This is a genomic window from Acidovorax sp. Root217 (assembly GCF_001428645.1).
GTDB lineage: Bacteria > Pseudomonadota > Gammaproteobacteria > Burkholderiales > Burkholderiaceae_C > Acidovorax.
On the sequence record NZ_LMIH01000012.1, the window covers coordinates 753,225 to 776,200 of the forward strand.

Annotated in this window: 21 protein-coding genes; 1 reads left to right on the forward strand and 20 read right to left on the reverse strand. The window is 67.8% G+C overall.

The window, feature by feature from the left end:
* Positions 1–35: 35 nt before the first annotated feature.
* The 7 genes from ASE31_RS13500 to ASE31_RS13530 all read right to left on the reverse strand — a co-directional run bounded on the left by ASE31_RS13500 (position 36) and on the right by ASE31_RS13530 (position 7,394).
* Complete coding sequence (locus ASE31_RS13500) at positions 36–737, reverse strand: methyltransferase domain-containing protein (RefSeq protein WP_057202120.1); 702 nt, start codon at positions 735–737, stop codon at positions 36–38.
* Complete coding sequence (locus ASE31_RS13505) at positions 734–1,765, reverse strand: glycosyltransferase family 2 protein (protein ID WP_057202121.1); 1,032 nt, start codon at positions 1,763–1,765, stop codon at positions 734–736. The genes ASE31_RS13500 and ASE31_RS13505 overlap by 4 nt, the downstream gene beginning before the upstream one ends.
* Positions 1,762–2,826, reverse strand: a complete 1,065-nt coding sequence (locus ASE31_RS13510; protein ID WP_057202122.1) for a glycosyltransferase — start codon at positions 2,824–2,826, stop codon at positions 1,762–1,764. Before ASE31_RS13510 ends, ASE31_RS13505 begins: the two co-directional genes overlap by 4 nt.
* Positions 2,819–3,430 carry an acyltransferase gene (locus tag ASE31_RS13515; protein WP_057202123.1) on the reverse strand — a complete coding sequence of 204 codons (612 nt, stop codon included), beginning with the start codon at positions 3,428–3,430 and terminating at the stop codon, positions 2,819–2,821. The genes ASE31_RS13510 and ASE31_RS13515 overlap by 8 nt, the downstream gene beginning before the upstream one ends.
* Positions 3,414–4,646, reverse strand: a complete 1,233-nt coding sequence (locus tag ASE31_RS13520; protein ID WP_057202124.1) for a lipopolysaccharide biosynthesis protein — start codon at positions 4,644–4,646, stop codon at positions 3,414–3,416. Before ASE31_RS13520 ends, ASE31_RS13515 begins: the two co-directional genes overlap by 17 nt.
* 194 nt (positions 4,647–4,840) lie before the next feature.
* On the reverse strand, positions 4,841–6,730 hold the full coding sequence (locus ASE31_RS13525; RefSeq protein WP_057202125.1) for a nucleoside-diphosphate sugar epimerase/dehydratase: 1,890 nt from the start codon (positions 6,728–6,730) through the stop codon (positions 4,841–4,843).
* A gap of 28 nt (positions 6,731–6,758) precedes the next feature.
* The gene (locus ASE31_RS13530; protein ID WP_057202126.1) at positions 6,759–7,394 is read right to left on the reverse strand and encodes an LON peptidase substrate-binding domain-containing protein; all 636 of its coding nucleotides are present in this window, start codon (positions 7,392–7,394) and stop codon (positions 6,759–6,761) included.
* Positions 7,395–7,471: 77 nt separating this feature from the next.
* Between ASE31_RS13530 and ASE31_RS13535 the strand changes: the two genes are divergently transcribed.
* On the forward strand, positions 7,472–8,020 hold the full coding sequence (locus tag ASE31_RS13535) for a YggT family protein (protein ID WP_057202561.1): 549 nt from the start codon (positions 7,472–7,474) through the stop codon (positions 8,018–8,020).
* A gap of 91 nt (positions 8,021–8,111) precedes the next feature.
* Here ASE31_RS13535 and accD read toward each other — a convergent pair whose 3' ends face one another.
* From accD to dnaJ, 13 genes are all read right to left on the reverse strand, one after another.
* Positions 8,112–8,984 (reverse strand): acetyl-CoA carboxylase, carboxyltransferase subunit beta, encoded by an 873-nt coding sequence (gene accD, locus ASE31_RS13540; protein WP_057202127.1) that lies wholly within the window; start codon positions 8,982–8,984, stop codon positions 8,112–8,114.
* Between the two features lie 136 nt (positions 8,985–9,120).
* Positions 9,121–9,930, reverse strand: coding sequence for a tryptophan synthase subunit alpha (gene trpA, locus ASE31_RS13545; protein ID WP_057202128.1), 810 nt, complete (start codon positions 9,928–9,930; stop codon positions 9,121–9,123).
* On the reverse strand, positions 9,927–11,198 hold the full coding sequence (gene trpB, locus ASE31_RS13550) for a tryptophan synthase subunit beta (RefSeq protein WP_057202129.1): 1,272 nt from the start codon (positions 11,196–11,198) through the stop codon (positions 9,927–9,929). The genes trpA and trpB overlap by 4 nt, the downstream gene beginning before the upstream one ends.
* The gene (locus ASE31_RS13555) at positions 11,176–11,937 is read right to left on the reverse strand and encodes a phosphoribosylanthranilate isomerase (protein WP_057202130.1); all 762 of its coding nucleotides are present in this window, start codon (positions 11,935–11,937) and stop codon (positions 11,176–11,178) included. The genes trpB and ASE31_RS13555 overlap by 23 nt, the downstream gene beginning before the upstream one ends.
* Entirely contained in the window at positions 11,934–12,752 is an 819-nt protein-coding gene (truA, locus tag ASE31_RS13560) for a tRNA pseudouridine(38-40) synthase TruA (RefSeq protein WP_057202131.1), read from the reverse strand. The genes ASE31_RS13555 and truA overlap by 4 nt, the downstream gene beginning before the upstream one ends.
* Positions 12,753–12,804: 52 nt before the next feature.
* Positions 12,805–15,408, reverse strand: coding sequence for a FimV/HubP family polar landmark protein (locus ASE31_RS13565; protein WP_235514444.1), 2,604 nt, complete (start codon positions 15,406–15,408; stop codon positions 12,805–12,807).
* Between the two features lie 294 nt (positions 15,409–15,702).
* Positions 15,703–16,833, reverse strand: coding sequence for an aspartate-semialdehyde dehydrogenase (gene asd / locus ASE31_RS13570; protein WP_057202133.1), 1,131 nt, complete (start codon positions 16,831–16,833; stop codon positions 15,703–15,705).
* Positions 16,834–17,140: 307 nt separating this feature from the next.
* Positions 17,141–18,211 (reverse strand): 3-isopropylmalate dehydrogenase, encoded by a 1,071-nt coding sequence (gene leuB / locus ASE31_RS13575; protein WP_057202134.1) that lies wholly within the window; start codon positions 18,209–18,211, stop codon positions 17,141–17,143.
* Positions 18,212–18,295: 84 nt separating this feature from the next.
* Positions 18,296–18,946 (reverse strand): 3-isopropylmalate dehydratase small subunit, encoded by a 651-nt coding sequence (leuD, locus tag ASE31_RS13580; protein ID WP_057202135.1) that lies wholly within the window; start codon positions 18,944–18,946, stop codon positions 18,296–18,298.
* A gap of 14 nt (positions 18,947–18,960) precedes the next feature.
* Complete coding sequence (locus ASE31_RS13585; protein ID WP_057202136.1) at positions 18,961–19,089, reverse strand: entericidin A/B family lipoprotein; 129 nt, start codon at positions 19,087–19,089, stop codon at positions 18,961–18,963.
* Between the two features lie 63 nt (positions 19,090–19,152).
* On the reverse strand, positions 19,153–20,574 hold the full coding sequence (gene leuC, locus ASE31_RS13590) for a 3-isopropylmalate dehydratase large subunit (RefSeq protein ID WP_057202137.1): 1,422 nt from the start codon (positions 20,572–20,574) through the stop codon (positions 19,153–19,155).
* A 31-nt stretch (positions 20,575–20,605) separates the two neighbouring features.
* Positions 20,606–21,598: a LysR family transcriptional regulator gene (locus ASE31_RS13595; protein ID WP_057202138.1), complete on the reverse strand. Its 993-nt coding sequence runs from the start codon at positions 21,596–21,598 to the stop codon at positions 20,606–20,608.
* A 191-nt stretch (positions 21,599–21,789) separates the two neighbouring features.
* Positions 21,790–22,938 (reverse strand): molecular chaperone DnaJ, encoded by a 1,149-nt coding sequence (gene dnaJ / locus ASE31_RS13600; protein WP_057202139.1) that lies wholly within the window; start codon positions 22,936–22,938, stop codon positions 21,790–21,792.
* Positions 22,939–22,976: the final 38 nt, after the last annotated feature.

Consider the following 22,976-nt stretch of genomic DNA (forward strand, 5'->3'; position numbering starts at 1 on the left):
GAACGTGACTCAGTGCGGAACGGGGATGCCAACGGTCAAGCCGGCCTGGCCAGCCAGGTCAGTCGGTGGGTGCGCAGCGGGTAGAGCAGGGCGGATGCAGGCCCGATGCAGGCCGCAGGCAGCCTGCGCGCAATCGGCGGGGCCAGCGTGATCCGCCGCGACTGCACCTGCGCCCTGGAAAACAGCCGGTGCAGCTCGGCCAGGGGCACACCGCGCACATCCGGGTTGCGGGGATTGTCCACGATGAAATCGTAGACCAGCACACCGCCGCCCGGTGCCACCCAGCGCCACAGCACGTCGGCCATGTGCTGGCGGAACGCCGGGTCCAGCAACGAGCTGAACAGTGTGAAGGCCAGCACCGTGTGCTGGCTGCCCTCGGCCACGGGCGCCAGCGTGGCATCGCCTTCGGTGATGCGCACGGCGCTGGGCAAGATGCCGCGTGCCTGCGCGGCACGTTCGCCGATCAGCTCCAGCCCCTGCAGGCGTGCGGGGCTGGCACCCAGGCGCAACAGGTCCTGCAGGTTGCCTCCGCTGCCACAGCCCACCTCGGTGATGGATTTGTCCGCGAGGTCCGTCCAGCCATGCGCACTCCACAAACGCACCATGGCGCGCAGGCGCTCCTGCTGCGCCTGCAGGGCAGAGGCGCTGGTCAGCAGCCGGTAGTGCCGCGCGTCCTGCGCGGCATCGCGGCGCGCATAGCGCGCCTGCACGGCCTGGGGCTCGGTGGGGTCGCTCATCGCGTGATCCGGGCGAACCGGGCCGACGGTGCACGCGCGCGCAGCACGTCCCACAGGCCGCGCCAGGTGCCCAGGCCATAGGCCACATGGTAAGCCGCGATCACCACCGGCAGCCGCGCCAGCAATTGCCAGCGGCCTGCGCTGCGCGCGGCCGACACCGATGCCAAAGTCACGTAAGCCGCATACAGCGCGATCAGTGCCGCCAGCGGCAGCACGGTCCAGGGCAGACACAGCGCGAACAGGCCGAGCACGGCCACGAAGGCCGCCGGCACCAGTTGCCGAACCGAGCCGGCCTGCCCGTGCTTGCGCATCACGAAGGGGCGCCAGTAGCCGTATTGCCGCTGCTGTGCGAACAAATGGCGCAGCGAATTGCGTGGGTGGTAGAGCGAATGGATCAGCGGGCTTTGCCAGATGCGCCCGCCCGCCAGGCGCAGGCGCAGGTTGTGCTCGTCGTCCTGGTTGCGCACCAGGGCTTCATCGAAACCGCCGATGCGCTCGAACACGGCACGCGGCCAGCAGCCCAGGTAGACCGTGTCCACCTCGCCATCGTGCTGCGTGTCGCGCGAGCGCGCGCCACCCACCACCCAGCGGCACTGGAAGGCGGCGGCCACGGCCCGGCCCATGGGCCCCGTGCCTTCGGCCACCCAGGGGCCACCCACATTGTCGGCACCGCTGCGTTGCAAGGTTTCGATGCAGCGCGCCACATAGTCGGGCGCGAACCGGGTATGGATGTCCAGGCGCACGATGACTTCGCCACGGGCGCGTGCAATGCAGGCGTTGAGGCCGGTGGAGACGATGCGCCCGGGGTTGTCCACCCACTGCAGCCGCGCGTCCTGTGTGCTGCGCGCGACCAGCAATTCGCGCGTGCCGTCGTCGCTGCAGCCATCGGCCACCAGCACTTCCATCTGCCAGCCGGGCGGTAGCACCTGCGCCAGCGCACTGTCGCAGAATGCGGCGATGTGCCCCGCCTCGTTGCGGCAGGGCGCGATCACGCTGACCCATGCCGGGGTGTCCTGGGGCCGGCTCATGGGGTGCCCATCCGTTCTCGGTAAAGTCGATCCATCGTGTCCATCTGTACGGCGCGGTCGCCGTCGCGCGCAATGCGCTTCACATTCTCCTGTCCATGGCGCTGCATCCGGGCATCGTCGGCGGCCAGGGTTTCCAGGCAGCGCGCCAGCGCCGCCGCATCGCGTGGTGGCACCAGCAGGCTGGCGTCCAGCCAGGCGCGGTTGGCATCCAGGTCGCTGGCCACCACGGCCAGCCCGCAGGCCATGCTCTCGAGCACCGAGACCGAGGTCGCGTCGCTCGTCGGTACCGAGGCCGACAGCTTGCACTGCGCCAGCACCCGCGCCATGCCCGCATCGTCCAGCCGTCCGTGAAAAACCACGTGCCTTTCCATCCCCCTGGCGGTTACCAGTGCGCGCAGCGCTGCTTCCATCGATCCTCCGCCCAGCAGGTGCAGTTGCACCCCTGCCTCGGGATGGCGTGCCACCAGGGTGGCCACGGCTTCGACGATGGTGTCGATGTTGTAGTTGGGCTCCCAGGAGCGCAGGCTCACGATCTGCAGGCCGGTCTTGGCGGCCCAGGGCGCGGGCGCAAAGCGCGCCAGGTCCACACCCCAGTGGATCTCCTGCACGGGGCAGGCAGGGCCATAGGCCTTGGCCGCATCGATCAGGCTTTGCGAGTCACCGGTGATCAGGTCGGCCCGGCGCAGGCTCCAGCCCGTCAGCCAGCGCATCAGCGTGTTTTTTTGCGGCGTCACCAGCAGGTCGCTGCCCCAGGCCGTCATCACCAGCGGATGGCGGCCGCAGCGCGCGGCCAGGTAGCCGTAGGAGGTGATGTAGTGCGCGTGCACGATGTCGGGCGCCAGGGCCTGTACAAAGCGGCGCGCCTGCCCCACGCGCAGCAGCCAGTCGGTCGAGCGGCGCACGGGCGCCAGCACCTTCTGCTCCACCCCCTCGATGGGGGCCGGGCGGGCTGTGACCAGCGATACCCGGTAGCCACGCGCGCGCATTTCCACCGCCCAGCGCTGGATGTGCGGGCTGGTGGCATCGCCCAGCAGGCACAGATGCCTGTTTGCTTCAGCCATGGGTTCTTGCCTCCAAGGCCTGGGGCAACTCCCCCGCCCAGGCACGGTAGTGTTCGGCCCATTCGGGGAACTGCGCCAGCAGCGCCGCATCCGCCGTGCGCACGTCACCGACCTGGCGCGCAGGCGCGCCCGCCATCACGGCAAACGCCGGCACCTCTCCGCGTACCTGCGAGTAGGCGCAGATCAGCGCGCCCCGGCCGATGCGCGTGCCCGCCTCGATCAGGCTGTGTGGCCCCACGAAGGTGTAGGCGCCGATGTGCACGGCCGCTTTCACATAGCCGGGCATCTCGCCGCCCGCATGGGTGGCGTAGCCGCGCCCGAGCAGCCGGATGGAACGGTGCGAGCTGTGCGTGACGATGCTCACGAAATTGGTGATCTGCACGCCCTCGTCGATGGTGAGGCCCGCCGTGGCGTCGAGAAAGTTGAACTGGCCGATGAACACATGGTCTGCCAGCGTGAGGCCGTGCCCGCCCTCGATGCAGGTGCTGGGTGCAATGCGCGTGTGCGCCAGCAGCACGCCTGCAGGCGTGCGCTCGCCGAACACCATGCGGTACATCAGCGCCTGCCAGATCCGGCGCCGTGCGCGGTTAAGCCAGGCTTTCATCGGGGATGTTTTTCCAGTGCGCAAGGGTGAGAAAGTAGTAGGCGAAGTAGGGCAGCATGGATGCCGAGATGCCCCAGGCCGCGCCTTCCAGGCCGCCCAGGGCCAGCCCGGCCAGCAGCCCGGCAAAGAAGGCCAATTGTCCCACCAGCGCCAGCTTGAGCGCCCAGGCCTGTGCGCGCCAGGCCAGCGTGGTCACCGACAGCGGCGAGGCGATGAAGTGCAGGGCGATGTAGGGCGCAATTGCGCGCACCAGCGGGCCGGCCTCGCTCCACTGCGCACCGAACGCGGTGGTGAAAAGCCAGGGCCCCCAGAGCATCAGCACCGCGGCCATCGGCAGCGCGATGGCCGCCAGCGCCAGCATGCTCTTGCGCACCAGGGTGCGGGCCTGTGCCGCGCTGGGGGCCTGCAACAGCTGCGGGTACAGCGCCTGCGACAGGGCGCCGCCCAGCAAGGTGGCCGGCGCCTTGAGGTAGCGCAGCGACAGCGCCCACAGGCCCGCCGCCGCATCGCCCGCCCAGGCCGCGACGGCGATGAGCGTCAGCGTGTCCTGCAGCGCACCGATGAAGGCATGCGGCGTATTGAGCAGCGGGAAATCGCGGTGCTTCGCGGCCATGGCCCGCAGCGATGCCCAGGGTGTGCGCCACAGCACCGCCCAGCCCCCGGCAGGTGCCGGCCTGGCCAGGGCCGCCGCAGCCACCAGCCCTGCGGCCACCGCACCGGCCAGCAGCCCGGCTGCGCCCAGCTTGAGCAGGCCCAGCGCCAGCTGCAGCACGGCACCGCCGCCATGCTGCACCAGGCGCGCAATGGACAGCAGGCCAAAGCGCTGTGAGCGCGTGGCCCACAGCGTGAGCCACTGCGTGGCCGCGATGGACAGCACGGCCAGCGGCAGGGCCCAGGCCAGCGGCATGCCCTGCATGGCCGCCACCACGCCGCCGGCCACCACCGTACCGGCCGTGACCAGCAGCAGCAGGCGCGCGCACAACGCCATGAGCTCGGCCGCGCCCGGCTCGGCTTTTTCCAGTGGTAGCGCGAATTCGTAGCGCGCACAGCCGATCACCGCGACATTGGTGGCCAGGGCCCACAGCAGCGCGAACTGGCCGAATTCGGCCGGCGTGTACAGGCGCGTCAGCGCCGGGCCCAGCAGCAAGGGCAGCGCATGGGCCACCACACTGCCGGTCAGCAAGGTCGCCGTGGCGCGCAGCAGGGTGGAGCTCACGTCAGTGATCCATGGCACTGCGCGCCACCTGCGGCCCACGAAACTGGCACGCACAATGCCAGTGCCCCCGTGCAAGGGCCGCCCCGCCGCGAATGCGGCGCTTCGCTTGCGTGCACCGGGGGCGTCCCCCTCCCAGATTGCGAAGCAAACTGAGAGAGGGGGAAGGCGCGAAGCGACTCAGGGGGTGCTTCATGTCAGGCCTGCTGGGGCTCCTGGTGGAAGCCCGGCACCAGTTCGTGCAGCAGGACCATCATGGCGGCGCCGTCCGCCTGGTGGATGGCACGCTCCAACGCCTGCAGGCGGCTCTCCAGCACATCCCAAGCGAGGTGTTCCTCATGGGCACGCAGGATGCGCGGGTGCGGTGTGGGCTCTGCGCCATCGCCGATCAGCAATTCTTCATAGAGCTTTTCGCCCGGCCGCAGGCCGGTGAAGACGATCTCGATGTCACCCTCTGGGTGCCCCGGTGCGCGCACGCTCAGGCCCGACAGCGCGATCATGCGCTGCGCCAGCTCCAGGATGGGGATGGGCGCGCCCATGTCCAGCACGAAGACCTCGCCGCCCTGCGCCATGGCGCCGGCCTGCAGCACCAGTTGCGCGGCCTCGGGGATGGTCATGAAATAGCGTGTCACGTCCGGGTGCGTCACCGTGACGGGGCCACCCGCCGCGATCTGGCTGCGGAACAGCGGGATCACGCTGCCGCTGGAGCCCAGCACGTTGCCGAAGCGCACCATGGAAAAACGAGTGCGCGGTGTGCCGCCCTGCGAATCGGGCTGGCGGGTGCAGGACGCCACCGCCTGCAGCACCAGTTCCGCCACGCGCTTGCTGGCCCCCATCACGTTGGTGGGGCGCACTGCCTTGTCGGTGGAGACGAGCACGAAGTTTTCCACGCCACTGTCCATGGCCGCGCGCACCATGTTCAGCGTGCCGAAGGCGTTGTTGCGGATGCCTTCGCCCGCGTTGGCCTCCACCATGGGCACGTGCTTGTAGGCGGCCGCGTGGTAGATGGTGCGCGGGCGGTGCGCCTGGCACAGGTCGAGCATGTGCTGTGCGTGGCTCACGCTGGCCAGCAGCGGCACCAGCTCGCAGGCCATGGCTTCCTGCTGCACGATGGCCTGCAGCTCCTGGTGGATGCTGTAGAGCGCGAACTCGCTGTGGTCCACCAGCAGCAGGCGCGCCGCGCCTTCGCGCGCGATCTGGCGGCACAGCTCGCTGCCGATGCTGCCGCCCGCGCCCGTGACCATCACCGCCTGGCCGCGGATGTGGCGGCCCAGCAGCTCGGGGTCGGGCTCCACCGGCTCGCGGCCCAGCAGGTCTTCCAGGTCCAGGTCCTGGAAGTCGGTCACCGTCACACGGCCACTGGCCAGGTCCGTGAGACCGGGGATGGTGCGTATGCGCACGGGCAGCGAGCGCAGGTTCTCGATGATCTGGTGGCGGCGCTGGCGCGGCACGCTGGGCAGGGCCAGCAGCACGTCGGTGATGCCAAAGCGTTTCACCACCTCGGCCAGCGCGATGGGTGCATACACCCGCACGCCGTTGATGCTGCGGCCCACTTTGGCGCGGTCGTCGTCGGCAAAGGCCTCGAGCACGTAGTTGCGCGCGCTCACCAGCCCTGCCGCCGTCTGGGCGCCTGCCGTACCGGCGCCGTAGATCAGCAGCCGGTGCGGGGCCTTGGTGGTCTGCCCGGCCAGCCACATCCAGCCCAGCGAGCGGCTGGCGCCCACCAGCAGCAGAAAGATCACCGGCTGAAGAATGCCCACGCTGCGCGGGATGCCGACCCACTGGCCCGCCATCAGGATGGCGAACAGCAGCGCCCCGTAGATCGCCACGGCCTTGCCGGTGGTGACCAGGGCCGTGATGCCGGTGTAGCGGAAGATGGCGCGGTACAGCCCCAGGTTCACGAAGATGGGGAAGGCCAGCACGGGTGCCAGGGCATAGGCCAGCCACTGCATGCCTTCGGGCCAGTGCAGCACGTCCAGCCGCAGGGTGAAGGCCAGCCACATGGCGAACAGGCCCATGGCGATGTCCAGCGCCACCACCACCAGCCGCTTGACCGGGCGGGGCCACTCCAGAACGTTGCTCAGCACGGGCTGGCCGCTTTGCCGGATCCGCGGGTCACTGCGCGATGCCCGTGCGTTCCAGCACGTCGCCCACGAGCTCCAACCGCACCAGGGGGTTGTCCAGTTCCATCAGGCGCTGCTTGAGCTCCAGCGGCACGGGCAGCAGCTCGCACCAGCGGTTGGCCACCCAGCCGCAGTCGTCGAGCTGGGCGGCAGTAGGCACCAGCGCGCCGGGGCTGTCCGGGTCGCGCTGCTGCAGGGTGTTGAGCACCTGCGCCAGGGCCTGCGACGCCTTTTTCAGGTCGTCGGGCACGGGCACCGACATGTCGGGATCGAGGTGCGTCACGTCGGCAATCCACAGGCCGTGCACCAGGTGGCTGCGCTGCACGATGCGAAAGCGCTGGCTGCCCCGGCACTGCAGGGTGATGAGCCCGGGCTGGGGCGTGTCGAGTTGGTCGATGACGGCCAGGGTGCCGATCTCGCTGAACTGCTCCTCCTGTTCGCCTGCCTGGCGCACCTCGTGGCCCTGGGTGAGGGACACCACACCGAAGGGGGCGCCCATCTGGTGGCATTTGCGCACCATGTCCAGGTAGCGCACCTCGAACACGCGCAGGGCCAGCAGGCCCTCGGGAAAGAGGACGGAACCCAGAGGGAAAAGGGGCAAAGATGACAGTGAAAGGGGTTGTGTCATAAGGCAGGTTCTTCGCCCGCTATCATCCCATGGCGCGGGCTGCTTTCGCACCGCCCGCTTTCCTTTTTGCCGCTCCCATGTTCTTCCAGATCGCTTCCTTCCTGCTCGATGTCGTCGGTGGCCTGCTCACGGGCGCCTGTCTTTTGCGCCTGTACATGCAGTTGCAGCGCGTGCCGTTTGGCAACCCCATCGGCGGGCTGGTCTTTGCGCTCACCGACTGGATCATCCTGCCCCTGCGCAAGCTGATCCCCCCGGTGGGCAAGTGGGACCTGTCCAGCCTGGTGGCGGCGGTCCTGTTCCAGGTGCTGCAGTACGTGCTGTTCCTGCTGCTCGTCGGCGCGGCCGCCGCCTGGGCCTGGCTGCCCTGGCTGGTGCTTTTTGGCCTGGCCAAGGTCGCGGTGTCGGGGCTCATGGGCCTGCTCATCGTGCATGCGGTGATGTCCTGGATCTCCGCCCGCTCGCCGCTGTCCGATGTGGTGTGGCGCCTGTGCGCCCCCGTGCTGCGACCGTTCCAGAAGGTGATTCCCCTGCTGGGCGGGGTGGATCTGTCGCCGCTGGTGGTGCTGGTGCTGCTGCAGGTGCTGATGATTGTGCTGGCCAACCTGCAAGCCAACGTGATGCGCTGACTGGGCCCGCAGAGCAAAAAAGCGCCTGGTCTTTCGACAGGCGCTTTTTTCATGGGGCATGCCAAGGCATGCCTGTCGGATTGTTGCGTGCTTACACCACGGCGTCTGCGGGCAGGCGCTGCAGCATGGCCAGGCTGCTGGCCACGGTATTGCGCAGCTCGCGGCGGTCGCAAATGAAATCTACGGCGCCCTTGGTCTGCAGGAACTCGGCGCGCTGGAAGCCTTCGGGCAGGGTCACGCGCACGGTGGATTCGATCACGCGCGGGCCGGCAAAGCCGATCAGGGCCTTGGGTTCGGCAATCACGATGTCGCCCACGAAGGCGAAGCCGGCGCTCACACCGCCCATGGTCGGGTCGGTCAGCACGCTGATGTAGGGCAGGCCCTTCTTGGCCAGGCGTGTCAGCGAGGCATTGGTCTTGGCCATCTGCATCAGCGACAGCAAGCCTTCCTGCATGCGCGCACCGCCGGTGGCGGTAAAGCACAGGAAGGGCACCTTCTGCTCGATGGCGGTCTCCACGCCGCGCACGAAGCGCTCGCCCACCACCGAGCCCATGGAGCCGCCCATGAAGTCGAATTCGAAGCAGGCGACCACCACGTTGATGCTTTTGACCGCACCACCCATGACGATGAGGGCATCGGTCTCCCCCGTGTTCTCCAGCGCCTCCTTGAGGCGCTCGGGGTACTTGCGGCTGTCCTTGAACTTCAGCGCATCCACAGGCAGCACTTCCTGGCCGATCTCGTAGCGGCCTTCGGGGTCCAGGAAGGAGTCCAGGCGCGCCCGTGCACCGATGCGGTGGTGGTGGCTGCAGTGCGGGCAGACGTTCTGGTTGTGCTCCAGGTCGGACTTGTAGAGCACCGTTTCGCAGCTCGGGCACTTGATCCACAGGCCCTCGGGCACCTGGCGGCGCTCGGTCGGGTCGGTTTGCTGGATTTTGGCGGGCAGGAGTTTTTCAAGCCAGGACATGTGTTTTCCTCGTCAATGACAGGGTTTCAGGCCATTTCGACCGATCCAGGACCACCAGGGCAGGACGCGAAAAGACACAACCGTGTGTGCAACCATAGTGGGCGCCCGCCGGAGAGGGCGGGCGCCAAGGCCCACATTATGCGTCGAGTGCCTTGCGGATCCCGCGCAGGAAGTCGACCGTGATGGGGACGACCTTCTCGTGCGGCTGGTCCTCGATCAGCTGGATGATGCGCGTACCGATTACCACGGCGTCGGCCACCTTGCCGATGGCCTGGGCCGTGGCGGCATCGCGGATGCCGAAGCCCACGCCCACGGGGATCTGCACATGCTGGCGGATGCGCGGCAGCATCTGCTCCACGGCAGCGGTATCCAGCGCGCCCGATCCGGTCACGCCCTTGAGCGACACGTAGTACACATAGCCGCTGGCCACGCGCGCCACCTGGGCCATGCGCTCGTCGGTGCTGGTGGGCGCCAAGAGGAAGATCAGGTCCATGCCGTGCGCGCGCAGGCTGGCGGCAAAGGCCTCGCATTCCTCGGGCGGGTAGTCCACCACAAGCACGCCGTCCACACCGGCCGCTGCCGCGTCGCGCACGAAGGCGCCCGCGCCATGCACCTGGTCATAGCGCTCCACAGGGTTGGCATAGCCCATGAGCACCACCGGGGTGGTGGTGTTGCGCTTGCGGAAGTCGCGCACGTGGTCGAGCACCTGGGCCATGCCGATCCCGAGGGCCAGGGCCTTTTCGCCCGCCTTCTGGATCACCGGGCCGTCGGCCATGGGGTCGGAAAAGGGCACGCCCAGCTCGATCACGTCGGCGCCCGCCTCCACCATGCCGTGCATGAGGGCCGGGGTGATGTCGGCGAACGGGAAACCGGCGGTGACATAGGGCACCAGGGCCTTGCGGCCCTGCGCCTTCAATTGGTCGAAAGTGGTGCTGATGCGGTTCATGGCTTGGCCTCTGCACCCTTCACGGACAGTCCGCGCATGGAGGGGCGGTCGTAGAAATCTTCGCCCGACAGGTCGGCCACCGTGCCGATGTCCTTGTCGCCGCGCCCGGACAGGTTGACCAGGATGGACTGGTCGGCGCGCATGGTCGGGGCCAGCTTCATGGCATAGGCCAGGGCGTGGCTCGATTCGAGCGCGGGGATGATGCCCTCCACCCGGCACAGGTGGTGAAAGGCTTGCAGCGCTTCCTTGTCGGTGATGCCGACGTACTCGGCGCGGCCGATCTCCTGCAGCCAGGCGTGCTCGGGGCCCACGCCGGGGTAGTCCAGGCCTGCGCTGATGCTGTGCGTCTCGGTGATCTGGCCGTTGGCGTCCTGCAGGATGAAGGTGCGGTTGCCGTGCAGTACGCCCGAGCTGCCGCGCTGCAGCGATGCCGAGTGCTTGCCGCTGTCCAGGCCCTCGCCGGCCGCTTCCACGCCGATCAGGCGCGTCTTCTCGAACGGAATGTAGGGGTGGAAGATGCCCATGGCATTGCTGCCGCCGCCCACGCAGGCGATCACGGCATCGGGCTGCTCGCCCTGCACCTTCTGTTCGGCCAGCATCGAGGGCATCTGCGTGAGGCATTCCGTGCCGATCACGCTCTGGAAGTCGCGCACCATCATCGGGTAGGGGTGCGGGCCCGCCACCGTGCCGATGATGTAGAAGGTGTTGTCCACATTGGCCACCCAGTCGCGCATGGCTTCGTTCAGGGCGTCCTTGAGCGTCTTGCTGCCCGACTCCACCGGCACCACGGTGGCGCCCAGAAGCTTCATGCGGTAGACATTGGGGCTCTGGCGCTTGACGTCCTCCGAGCCCATGTAGACCACGCATTCGAGGCCGTAGCGCGCGCAGATGGTGGCCGTGGCCACGCCGTGCTGGCCCGCGCCGGTCTCGGCAATGATGCGCGGCTTGCCCATGCGCCGGGCCAGCATGGCCTGGCCGATCACGTTGTTGATCTTGTGGGCACCGGTGTGGTTGAGGTCTTCGCGCTTCAGGTAGATCTGCGCGCCGCCCAGGTCGCGGCTGGTGCGCGCGGCGTGGTAGACGGGCGAGGGCCGGCCCACGAAGTGCTTGAGCTCGTACTGGAACTCGGCCAGGAACTCGGGGTCGTGCTGGTAACGGGCGTAGGCCTCGCGCAGTTCGTTGATCGCGTGGGTCAGCGTCTCGCTGACGAAGCTGCCGCCGTAGGAGCCGAAATGGCCCGAAGGATCAGGTTGCTGATAGGAACTCATGGGGATTCTTTGCAAGTTGTGCATCGGCCGCACGCACGGCGGCAACGAAGCGATGGATTTTTTCGGCGTCCTTGATGCCCCTCAGGAGGCTTCCATCGGGCCCATGGGCCTCGACGCCGGAACTGACATCAACCGCCAGCGTGGTGCAACGCGGGCGTACTTGCAAAATGCCATCGGTCACGTTTGCAGGCGTGAGTCCACCAGACAAAACGAGGTGAGAGCCGACGCTTGGTGGAAGGAGTGACCAATTGAATGCCTTGCCGCCGCCGCCGTACCCCTCGACATGGGCGTCGAGCAGGATGGCCTGGGCGTTTGAAAAATCGTGTGCGTATTTTACGAGGTCGAATTGTGCCGCATCCGGGCCCAGGGGTATTCGGGCAGCGCGCAGGTAGGGTCGGGCACCGCCTCCGGTGGCTGCCTGGCATTGCTCAGGCGTTTCGTCGCCATGGAATTGCACGGTGGCGCCGGCAATCTGCGCGGTGGCGGCCACCACCTCCTCGGTGCTGGCATTCACGAACAGCAGCACTGGCGTGACAAAGGGCGGCAGGCGCCGCGCCAGCTCGGCAGCGCGCGCTGCCGTGACGGCGCGCGCACTCTGGGCGAACAGCACGAAGCCGATGGCATCGGCACCTGCCGCCACGGCGGCGTCCACGTCCTGTTCACGCGTCAGTCCGCAGATCTTGATGCGGGTGCGGGCGGCAGGCAGGGGCGTGGTGTGGGAAGGCGATGAAGTGCTCATAGGAGCCAATCATACGCAGCCGTGCGTTGGGGCAGGCCCCACGCGGCGTCGTAGACCGGTCCCTGGAAGTACAGCCCGTCAGGCGAGAAGGTGGGCGCCGCGGCGTCGCGCGAGCGTGCCTGCAGCACCTGCTCTATCCACCCGGGCGGCTGGTCGCCCCGGCCGATCGCCACCAGGCAGCCCATGAGGTTGCGGATCATGTGGTGCAAGAAGGCATTCGCCTCGAACTCGAAGCGCCAGTAGCAGGGGCTCCAGCCCAGCTCGGGATGTGGCTCGCCCAGGCCACGCTGCGTGATGTCGATGCGCGACAGTGTCTTCACCGGCGACTTGGCCTGGCAAGCCGAGGCGCGGAACGAGGTGAAGTCGTGCTCGCCCAGCAGGTGGTCTGCGGCCTGGCGCATGGCCGCATGGTCCAGGGGGTGGTAGACCCAGCCGACGCGCCCGGTGTCCACGCTCGGGCGCACGGGCGACTGCAGCAGCACATAGGCATAGCGGCGCGCCACGGCGCTGCCACGCGAGTGAAAGCTGTCGGGCACATGGCTGGCCCATTGCACCGCAATGTCGGGGGGCAGAAAGGTGTTGGTGCCGCGCACCCAGGAGGAGGGTGGCCGGTTCAGGGGGGTATCGAAATGCACCACCTGCATCAGGCCGTGCACCCCCGCATCCGTGCGGCCGGCGCACAGGGTGCTCACGCGGTGCGTGGCAAAGCGCGCCAGGGCCGCCTCCAGCTTGTCCTGGATGGTGTTGCCCGACAGCTGGCTTTGCCAGCCGCTGTAGGGCTGGCCGTTGTAACTGACACCCAGGGCCACCCTCATGGGCGGGCCTGGGCGGGGGTGGGGTAGCTCAGGGCCGTGGCAGCCGAGCGCATCAGCCCAGTTCGACCAGCATGCGCTGGGCGCGGGTGCGCAGGGCGCCGCTCGATTCGGCCACGACCTCTTCGATCAGTGTGCGGGCACCGTCGGTGTCGCCGATGGCGTTGAACTCTTCGGCCAGTGCCAGCTTGGTGGCCAGTGGGTCGTCCTGGGCGGCGGCCGAGCCATCGTCTTCCGAGATGGGCACGGCGGCCGTGGGGATTTCCGCTTCGCGCGAGGCGGGAGCGGCCATGGGCTTGGAGGGTGCCGTCAGGTCCAGCGACAGCTCGCCCAGATCGAAGTCCATCGGACCGGAGTCCTGGGCTTCGGCCAGCGGCATGGGGCCGGTGGGCGCCATGGTGAGTTCGTCGTTGGGCGCTGAACGGCCTGCAGGCGCTGGCGTGGGGGCTGGTGCGGGCGCATTCCACGCGGCATCGCCCGTCAGGTCAGGCAGGTCGAAATCTTCACTGGACAGCACGGGCTCCGTGCGTTGCGGTGCGCGCGGAGCAGGCGCTGCCGCGGTGGCGGCTGCAGCCGCTGCGGCAAACCCACCGGGAGGCGCGGGTGGTGCATCGGTGAGTGCGTCGTCGGGCAGATCGAGGTCGAGGTCCAGGTCCAGATCGGGCGGCAGGGCGGCGGAGGCCACGGGAGCGCCCGAGAAGGTGCTGACGAATGCGCCGGGAACCGATGGGTTCTCGTCCTCCACCATGCCGGGGCGGCCGCCGGGCTGGTACAGCGGGTTCTCTGGCTCGATGCCGCGGCCCAGGTCGACGATGCGCGCCCAGTCGGGACCTTCGCCCTGCGTGAGCTTGAACACTTCGCCGGCCACCGACTCCAGGGCCTTGCGGTCCTGGCGCTTGGCATAGATCTCGGCCAGCTTCACGTGCACGGACACGCGCGCCGGGTTGTGGCGGATGGCTTCCTTGAGGATTTCCTCGGCCTGCAGGTCGCGGCCATAGGCCAGGTACACGTCGGCTTCGGCCACGGGGTCCACGTCACCGCCAGCATCGAGCTGGCTGGGCGAGTAGGCCATGGACGAACCGGTGGTCATCTCGCTGTTGGCCGTGTCCACGCGCTGGCCGCCACTGGCGCCGAAGAACGAATCGGGCTGGATGCGGCTTTCGAGGAACGAGCTGTCCACGCCCGCATTGTTGCGGCGGCGCTGGATCACGCGGTAGGCGCCATAGCCCAGCAGCAAGGCCAGCAGGCCGCCACCGGCCAGGGGAATCAGCGGGTCGTCCAGCAGGCCGTCGAAGAAGCCGGGTTCTGCCACCGGTGTGGGTGGCGGCAGCACGATGGGCTTGGAGGCGGGGGCTGCGGGGGCGGCAGGAGCCGCGTCCGACGCAGGGGCTGCGCTGGCCTCGGCCGATGCACTGCTGGTGGGTTCGGAGGCCGCCATTGCCGGTGGGGCTTCTGGGGCGGCAGGCGTGGCGGGAACGCCGGGCACGGCCACCTGGGCCGTGCTGGCTGCGGGGACTGCCGCTGCAGGAGCGGTTGCCGGTGCTGCAGGCGTGGCTGGCGTCGAAGGTGCTGCGGCCGATGCGGCGCCGAGCTTGTTCAGGTCGCTGATGTTCTTGGACAGTTCGGCCATGCGGGCCGATGCGTCGCTGGCCTGCTTGTCCTTGGCCAACTGGTCTTCTGCGGCCTTCTGGCCCTTGACCGAGCCCTTGGACAGCGTGAGCTTGTCGGGCGCCGTTGTGGCGGGCTTGCTGTCTTCCACCCGGGTCTGCACAGAGCCCTTGGCCGAACGCTCGGCCGATGCGACGGTGGCGGAGGGGGCGGATTCGGCCAGCTTGCGGCGGAAGGCGCCGAAGTCACGGCTCTGCGCTGCCAGGATCTGGCGGGCTTCGGGCGCAGGCGTGGCCTGGGCCGTGGCCTGGTCAGGGATCTGCAGCACGGCGCCGGCCCTGATGCGGTTGATGTTGCCGCCGATGAAGGCGTCCGGGTTGGCGCGCTGCATGGCCACCAGCATCTGGTCGAGCGAGACACCGCCCTGGCGGTTGGCATTGGCAATGCGGCCCGCCGTGTCGCCGGCCTGCACGGTCACGCTGCCTTCGGCGGGCGTGGCGCGGGGGGCGGCGGGTGCACGGGGCGTGGCGGCGGGTGCCGATGCAGCATTCGAAGAGCGCCCGGCGACGGCGGGCGGAACCTCGGGGCGTGAAGCGGGAGAGCTGATCTGCGGGGATGCCGTGACCGCTGGCGCCGGGCGGCGCATGGCGGGCGGGTCGAACAGCATGGTGTAGCTGCGCACCAGGCGGCCCGAGCCCCAGGACGCATCGAGCACCAGGTCGACGAAGGGGTCGTTCACCGGGCGGTCGCTGGACAGGCGCAGCACGGCCGAGCCATCGGCACGGCGTTGCAGTTGCACCTGCAGGTTGTTCATGGTGGGCGAGTACTCCATGCCCTGGGCGCGGAACACCTCCGGCGTGGCGGTGCTGGCCTTCAGGGTTTCTGCCTCCGCAGGGGTGATCTGCGGCAGGTCGATCTCGGCGCGCAGGGGCTCGCCCAAGGCGGATTGCACGGTGATGCGGCCCAGCGCGAGCGCGGACGCATCGGTGGCGTAGAGCCCGGCAGTGGCCACGGCCGCAGCCGCCAGCACAGAAAATTTCCAACGATGCATGTTTGCCATCAACTGATTGGGTTGTGCGGCTCGGTCGAGCGGTGCTGTTTTTCTCATGGTCTGGTCCCGCCCCGGCGCGTGAAAATATGTAAAAAGCACCATAGCATCAATGTTTTGCACTGACAAGCTGAGGTGGCGCGGAAGCTTTGCCCCTGGTGTCCATGCACCAGATTGGGGCATTCAGATGTTGCCAATTGCCAACGTCACGTAACTGGGTGTGTCAGGCTGCTGGGCACAAAAAAGCGCGCGCAATCTGCATTGCGCGCGCTTTTACGGGGCTTGCCGGGGCGTAGTTTACGCTGCCAGCAGGATGCGCAGCATGCGGCGCAGGGGTTCGGCGGCACCCCAGAGCAACTGGTCGCCGATGGTGAAGGCGCCCACGTACTCGGGGCCCATGGCCAGCTTGCGCACGCGGCCCACGGGGATGGTCATGGTGCCGGTGACGGCCACGGGCGTCAGGTCCTTGATGGTGGCCTCGCGCGTGTTGGGCACCACCTTCACCCACTCGTTGTCGGCGGCGATCATGGCCTCGATGTCGGCCACGGGCACGTCCTTCTTGAGCTTGAAGGTCAGGGCCTGACTGTGGCAGCGCATGGCGCCCACGCGCACGCAGAAACCGTCCACCGGGATGGCGGGGGCGTTGAAGCCTTCGCCCTGGCCCAGGATCTTGTTGGTCTCGGCCATGCCCTTCCACTCTTCCTTGGACATGCCGTTGCCCAGGTCCTTGTCGATCCAGGGGATCAGCGAGCCGCCCAGCGGCACGCCGAAGTTGGCCGTCTCGGCACCGGAGAGGGCGCGCTGCTTGGCGATGACCTTGCGGTCGATCTCCAGGATGGCGCTCTTGGGGTCGTCCAGCAGGGACTTCACCTCGGCGTTCAGCGTGCCGTACTGCGTGAGCAGTTCGCGCATGTGCTGGGCGCCGCCGCCGCTGGCGGCCTGGTAGGTCTGGGTGCTCATCCACTCGACGAGGCCGGCCTTGTACAGTGCGCCCACGCCCATCAGCATGCAGCTCACGGTGCAGTTGCCGCCGACCCAGTTCTTGCCGCCCTTGGCCAGGGCATCCTGGATGACGGGCAGGTTCACCGGGTCGAGGATGATGACGGCGTCCTTTTCCATGCGCAGCGTGGAGGCTGCGTCGATCCAGTGACCGTTCCAGCCCGCAGCGCGCAGCTTGGGGAAGACTTCGGAGGTGTACTCGCCGCCCTGGGCGGTGATGATGATGTCGCAGCGCTTCAAGGCGTCGATGTTGAACGCGTCCTGCAGCGTGGTCTCGTTCCTGGCCACCGCAGGGGCCTTGCCGCCCGCGTTGGAGGTGGAGAAGAACAATGGCTCGATCAGGTCGAAGTCATTTTCTTCGGCCATGCGATCCATCAACACCGAGCCGACCATGCCGCGCCAGCCGACCAAACCTACCAACTTGCTCATTTCAACGCCCTTTCAGATTGAGAAACAGTGCCAGACCGGACTGCTCGCCTGGCTCGTCAGGCCAGGAGGGGCGCACGACGAACCAGGCTGAGTCAGCCCTTAATGGTCGTGGTTTTGGTGATGGTTGCGCGCGCAGCCACACCGGCCGTGGCGGCGGGTGCAATGTTCAGGGCGAACGTGTGGGCGGCAAACATAGGGTCAGGAGTATATCGCAAGCCCGGTACAGCGCTCAAGGGACCAGCGCGACGGCATTGCACAACGAAAAAGGGCGGCCCCGAGGCCGCCCCTTGCACCGTGCAGATGCCTGTTACTTGAGCGCCTGCACCACGGCGTCGCCCATCTGCGCGGTGCCGACCTTGGTCGTGCCTTCGCTCCAGATGTCGGGCGTGCGCAGGCCCTGGGCCAGCACCGCCTGCACGGCAGCTTCGATGCGTTGGGCGGCGGCTTCCTGGTTCAGCGAGAAGCGCAGCATCATCGCGGCCGAGAGGATGGTGGCCAGTGGGTTGGCCACGCCCTTGCCGGCGATGTCGGGTGCGCTGCCATGGCTGGGTTCGTACAGGCCCTGGTTGCTGCTGTTGAGCGAGGCCGAGGGCAGCATGCCGATGGAGCCGGTGAGCATGGAGGCTTCGTCCGAGAGGATGTCGCCGAACATGTTGCCCGTCACCACCACGTCGAACTTCTTCGGTGCGCGCACCAGCTGCATGGCGGCGTTGTCCACGTACATGTGGTCCAGTTCCACGTCGGGGTATTCCTTGCCGACTTCGGTCACGATGTCCTTCCAGAACTGGAAGGTCTCGAGCACGTTGGCCTTGTCCACGCTGGTCACGCGCTTGCTGCGCTTGCGTGCGGCCTGGAAGGCCACGTGCGCGATGCGTTCCACCTCGGGGCGGCTGTAGCGCATGGTGTCGAAGGCCTCTTCGGCACCGGGGAAGTGGCCATCGGTGGCGATGCGGCGGCCACGCGGCTGGCCGAAGTAGATGTCGCCCGTCAGCTCGCGGATGATGAGGATATCGAGGCCCGAAATCAGTTCGGGCTTGAGGCTCGATGCGCCCACCAGTTGCTCGTAGCAGATGGCAGGGCGGAAGTTGGCGAACAGGCCTAGGTTCTTGCGCAGGCCCAGGATGGCCTGCTCGGGGCGCAGGGGGCGGTCCAGCTTGTCGTACTTCCAGTCGCCCACGGCGCCGAACAGGATGGCGTCAGCGTCCTTGGCCAGCTTCAGCGTGGCGTCGGGCAGGGGGTGGCCGTGCGCCTCGTAGGCGGCGCCGCCCACCAGGGCCGATTCCATCTCGAACTGGAGGTCCAGCACTTCGAGGACCTTGACGGCCTCCGCGACGATTTCGGTGCCGATGCCGTCACCCGGCAGAACTGCGATTTTCATGAAGAACTTCTTCTTAAAGTGAATGGCCGCGCCCCGGCGCCATTGCCGGGTGGACGGCCACTGGTCGATGAACCGGTGGTGTGGTCAGGAGACCATGCTGTGCGCAAGCCAGGGCTTGGTGGCCAGGCGCTGCGCTTCGAAGGCCCGGATCTTGTCGGACTGGCGCAGGGTCAGGCCGATGTCGTCAAAGCCGTTGAGCAGGCAGTACTTGCGAAACGCCTGCACCTCGAAGGGAATCTCTTCGCCCTGCGGGCGCACGACCACCTGGCGTTCCAGATCCACGGTGAGCTGGTAGCCGGGGAAGGCCAGCACCTCGTCGAACAGCTGGGCCACCGTGGCTTCGGGCAGCACGATGGGCAAGAGGCCGTTCTTGAAGCAGTTGTTGAAGAAGATGTCGGCAAAGCTCGGCGCGATCACGGCGCGAAAGCCGAACTGGTCCAGCGCCCAGGGCGCGTGCTCGCGGCTCGATCCGCAGCCGAAGTTCTTGCGTGCCAGCAGCACCGAGGCGCCCTGGTAGCGCGGCTGGTTGAGCACGAAGTCGGGGTTGGGCTTGCGGCTGGCGGGGTCCTGGCCGGGCTCGCCGTGGTCCAGGTAGCGCCATTCGTCAAACAGGTTCACGCCAAAGCCGGTCTTCTTGATCGACTTGAGGAACTGCTTGGGGATGATGGCGTCGGTGTCGACGTTCTCGCGGTCCATGGGGGCCACGAGGCCCTTGAGCAAGGTGAATTTCTGCATGGTGGTGTGCCTGATTACTTGTTGGCAGCGCGCTCAAGGGCGCCGCCTGCCCGCTGGACGTCCTGGCCCACGCCCTTGACGGTGTTGCAGCCGGCCAGCAGGAAAGCCAGCGAAAAGGCGATGAATGCGGCGGTCTTCTTCATGACGGGGCTCCTATGGGCGGTGGAAAGGCCAACGGGGGTTGGATCAATGGGGTGATGAAGGGTTCAGGCGAACTGGCGGATGTCCACGAAGTGGCCGTGCACGGCAGCGGCTGCGGCCATGGCGGGGCTTACCAGGTGGGTGCGGCCGCCGGCGCCCTGGCGGCCTTCGAAGTTGCGGTTGCTGGTGCTGGCGCAGCGCTCGCCGGGCTCCAGGCGGTCGGCGTTCATGGCCAGGCACATGGAGCAGCCGGGCTCGCGCCATTCGAAGCCCGCAGCCTTGAAGATCTCGTGCAGGCCTTCGCGCTCGGCCTGCTCCTTGACCAGGCCCGAACCGGGTACCACCATGGCCAGCTTCACGTTGCTGGCCACCTTGCGGCCGAGCTTCTTGACCACGGCAGCGGCTTCGCGCATGTCCTCGATGCGGCTGTTGGTGCACGAGCCGATGAACACCTTGTCGATGGTGATGTCGTTGATCGGCTTGCCGGGGGTCAGGCCCATGTAGGTCAGCGCACGCTCGATGGCGCCGCGCTTGTTGGCGTCCTTTTCCTTGTCGGGGTCGGGCACGCGGGCGTCGATGCCCAGCACCATCTCGGGGGAGGTGCCCCAGGTGACCTGCGGCAGGATGTCGGCTGCGTCGAGCTTGACCACGGCATCGAAGTGCGCGTCGGGGTCCGATTGCAGGGTCTTCCAGTAGGCCGCGGCCTGGTCCCACTCCACGCCTGTGGGCGACAGGGGGCGGCCGCGCACGTATTCGATGGTCTTGTCGTCCACGGCCACCAGGCCGGCGCGCGCGCCGCCTTCGATGGCCATGTTGCACACGGTCATGCGGCCTTCGATGGACAGGCCGCGGATGGCCGAGCCTGCGAACTCGATGGTGTAGCCCGTGCCGCCGGCCGTGCCGATCTTGCCGATGATGGCCAGCACGATGTCCTTGGCGGTGATGCCCTTGGCGAGCTGGCCGTCCACCTGCACCAGCATGTTCTTGGCCTTCTTGGCCAAGAGGGTCTGGGTGGCCATGACGTGCTCGACCTCGGAGGTGCCGATGCCGTGGGCCAGTGCACCGAAGGCTCCGTGCGTGCTGGTGTGGCTGTCGCCGCAGACCACGGTCATGCCCGGCAGGGTGGCGCCGTTCTCAGGCCCGATCACGTGCACGATGCCCTGGCGCTTGTGCATGAACGGGAAGAACGCCGCCGGCTGGATCTGCGCCATGTTGTCGTTCAGCGTGGTGATCTGTTCCTTGCTGATCGGGTCGGTGATGCCGTCGTAGCCACTCTCCCAGCCCGTGGTGGGGGTGTTGTGGTCGGCGGTGGCGACGATGGAGCTCATGCGCCACACCTTGCGGCCCGCCTCGCGCAGACCTTCGAAGGCCTGGGGGCTGGTGACTTCGTGCACCAGGTGGCGGTCGATGTAGAGGATGGAGGTGCCGTCCTCTTCGGTGTGGACAACGTGCTCGTCCCAGATCTTGTCGTACAGGGTGCGTCCCATGGTGTGTCTCTTTCAGGTGGGTAATGTGATTTTAATGGGGCGTGCCCGCAGGCAAAAGCGTGCCAGGGGCGGGATGTGCGTGGGCGCTCACCACGTCGGGCTGCAGTGGTGCCAGGTGCTCCACCAGCAGCCGCGCGGTCACCGGCAGGGCGTCGAAATCGCGGGCCACCACGCGCAGCTCGCGGTGGGCCCAGGCCTCGGTCAGCGGGATGGCGCGCAGGTGGCCCACGCCGCGCATCAGCTCGAAGGCGCGGTCGGGCAGCAGGCCCACGCCCAGGCCGTTGTCGATCATGCGGCACATGGCATCGAGGCCGGTGACCTGGATGCGCTGGCGCAGCGGGCGCCCGGTGGCTGCGGCCGCTGCGCGCATCGCCAGGCTGATGCTGCTGTTGGCGTGCAGGCCCACGATGTCCCAGTCCAGCACCTCTTCGAAGCCGATGGCGGCGTGCTGTGCCAATGCATGTGCCTCTGGCACCACCAATACCAGATGGTCAGCGCGGTAGGGGCGGCTTTGCAGCCCGGTGCCGCCGGTGCCCGTGGCCATGCCGACGTTGCAGATGCCCAGGTCGGCTGCACCCTCGTGCACGGCGTTCAGCACGTCGCTGCTCAGGTGCTCCTGCAGGTCGATCTTGATCTGGCTGTGCGCACGCGCGAACGCCCCCAGGTCCTCGGGCAGGAACTGGAAGATGGCCGAGATGTTGGCGTGCATGCGCACATGGCCGCGCACCCCATCGGCGTATTCGCTGAGTTCGCCCTGCATGCGCTCCAGGCCGAAGAGCACCGTGCGCGCGTGGTGCAGCAGGCTCTCGCCGGCAGGGGTCAGCGTCACGCCCCTGCTGTGGCGGTAGAGCAGGGCCGTGTCCACGGCGGTTTCCAGGTCCGACAGGCGCTTGCTGACGGCCGAGGCCGCGATGAATTCGCGCTCCGCCGCGCGGCCGATGCTGCCGAGCTCGCACACCGCCACAAACAGCTGCAGCGAAGTGAGGTCAATGCGGCGCGCAAAACTGCGCTCGGAGCTTTTCATCGGGGTTGGGTGTCTTTTGCTTCTCGTTTCGAGAAGGTGTTTTTGTATTTTCCTATAAATGGCGCCCGTGGGTCATCGTGAACCGCGATGTCGTCCATCGCGGGTGGGGTCTTCGCGGAGCGCGTGGAGCAAGAAAAAACCGCACAGGCCGGTGGCGCTGTGCGGTTGCAGGGGGCTCTTGCCTGGGGCGGTCAGCTGAAGAAGTTCTTCAGCCGGTCCGTCCAGCTCTCGCCGCTGGGCGAGTGGCGGGCGCCACCCTTCTTGAGCGAGTCTTCCAGCTCGCGCAGCAGCTTGCGCTGGTGCTCGGTCAGCTTGACCGGGGTTTCGACCGCGATGTGGCAGTACAGATCGCCCGGGTAACTGGCGCGCACGCCCTTGATGCCCTTGCCGCGCAGGCGGAACTGCTTGCCCGCTTGGGTGCCTTCGGGGATGTCGATGGCCGCCTTGCCCGCCAGCGTCGGCACTTCGATCTCGCCGCCCAGGGCCGCCGTGATGAAGCTCACGGGCACCTGGCAGTGCAGGTCGTCGCCGTCGCGCTCGAAGATGTCGTGCTTCTTCAGGCGGATCTCGATGTACAGGTCGCCCGGCGGGCCGCCGTTGGTGCCGGGCTCGCCATTGCCGGTGCTGCGGATGCGCATGCCGTCGTCGATGCCCGAAGGGATCTTCACTTCCAGCGTCTTTTGCTTCTTGAGCTTGCCCTGGCCGTGGCAGGTGGTGCAGGGCTCGGGAATGATCTTGCCCGTGCCGCGGCAGTGCGGGCAGGTCTGCTGCACGCTGAAGAAGCCCTGGCGCATCTGCACCGTGCCGCTGCCCGTGCAGGTGGCGCAGGTCTTGGCGCTGGTGCCGGGCTTGGCGCCGCTGCCGTGGCAGGTGTCGCAGGCCTCCCACGAGGGGATGCGGATCTGTGCATCCTTGCCGCGCGCGGCCTCTTCCAGGGTGATCTCCATGGCGTAGCTCAGGTCGCTGCCGCGGTAGACCTGGCGGCCTCCACCGGCGCCGCGCCCGCGCCCGCCCTGCTGGCCGAACATGTCGCCGAAGATGTCGCCGAACGCCTCGGCAAAGCCGCCAAAGCCCTCGGCGCCCGGCCCGCCTGGCCCGCGCATGTTGGGGTCCACCCCGGCGTGGCCATACTGGTCGTAGGCGGCCCGCTTTTGCGGGTCGGAGAGCATCTCGTAGGCCTCCTTGGCCTCCTTGAACTTCTCTTCCGCAGGCTTGGAGGCATCACCCTGGTTGCGGTCAGGGTGGTGCTTCATCGCCAGCTTGCGATAGGCCTTCTTGATTTCTTCGTCCGAGGCGTTCTTGGGAACGCCCAGGATTTCGTAAAAGTCTCGTTTGGACATGGTCTTTCTGGGCCCGGTTGGAACAGGAACGCCGCGCA

Coding starts and splice junctions, on each gene's coding strand:
- ASE31_RS13565 (WP_235514444.1), bottom strand. CDS start 15,408: ATGCATCGTTGGAAATTTTCTGTGCTGGCGGCTGCGGCCGTGGCCACT.
- leuC (WP_057202137.1), bottom strand. CDS start 20,574: ATGGGACGCACCCTGTACGACAAGATCTGGGACGAGCACGTTGTCCAC.
- dnaJ (WP_057202139.1), bottom strand. CDS start 22,938: ATGTCCAAACGAGACTTTTACGAAATCCTGGGCGTTCCCAAGAACGCC.
- ASE31_RS13585 (WP_057202136.1), bottom strand. CDS start 19,089: ATGAAGAAGACCGCCGCATTCATCGCCTTTTCGCTGGCTTTCCTGCTG.
- leuD (WP_057202135.1), bottom strand. CDS start 18,946: ATGCAGAAATTCACCTTGCTCAAGGGCCTCGTGGCCCCCATGGACCGC.
- trpA (WP_057202128.1), bottom strand. CDS start 9,930: ATGAACCGCATCAGCACCACTTTCGACCAATTGAAGGCGCAGGGCCGC.
- ASE31_RS13535 (WP_057202561.1), top strand. CDS start 7,472: ATGTTCTTCCAGATCGCTTCCTTCCTGCTCGATGTCGTCGGTGGCCTG.
- ASE31_RS13530 (WP_057202126.1), bottom strand. CDS start 7,394: ATGACACAACCCCTTTCACTGTCATCTTTGCCCCTTTTCCCTCTGGGT.
- trpB (WP_057202129.1), bottom strand. CDS start 11,198: ATGAGTTCCTATCAGCAACCTGATCCTTCGGGCCATTTCGGCTCCTAC.
- truA (WP_057202131.1), bottom strand. CDS start 12,752: ATGAGGGTGGCCCTGGGTGTCAGTTACAACGGCCAGCCCTACAGCGGC.
- leuB (WP_057202134.1), bottom strand. CDS start 18,211: ATGAAAATCGCAGTTCTGCCGGGTGACGGCATCGGCACCGAAATCGTC.
- ASE31_RS13515 (WP_057202123.1), bottom strand. CDS start 3,430: ATGAAAGCCTGGCTTAACCGCGCACGGCGCCGGATCTGGCAGGCGCTG.
- ASE31_RS13595 (WP_057202138.1), bottom strand. CDS start 21,598: ATGAAAAGCTCCGAGCGCAGTTTTGCGCGCCGCATTGACCTCACTTCG.
- ASE31_RS13505 (WP_057202121.1), bottom strand. CDS start 1,765: ATGAGCCGGCCCCAGGACACCCCGGCATGGGTCAGCGTGATCGCGCCC.
- ASE31_RS13500 (WP_057202120.1), bottom strand. CDS start 737: ATGAGCGACCCCACCGAGCCCCAGGCCGTGCAGGCGCGCTATGCGCGC.
- asd (WP_057202133.1), bottom strand. CDS start 16,833: ATGAGCAAGTTGGTAGGTTTGGTCGGCTGGCGCGGCATGGTCGGCTCG.
- accD (WP_057202127.1), bottom strand. CDS start 8,984: ATGTCCTGGCTTGAAAAACTCCTGCCCGCCAAAATCCAGCAAACCGAC.
- ASE31_RS13555 (WP_057202130.1), bottom strand. CDS start 11,937: ATGAGCACTTCATCGCCTTCCCACACCACGCCCCTGCCTGCCGCCCGC.
- ASE31_RS13510 (WP_057202122.1), bottom strand. CDS start 2,826: ATGGCTGAAGCAAACAGGCATCTGTGCCTGCTGGGCGATGCCACCAGC.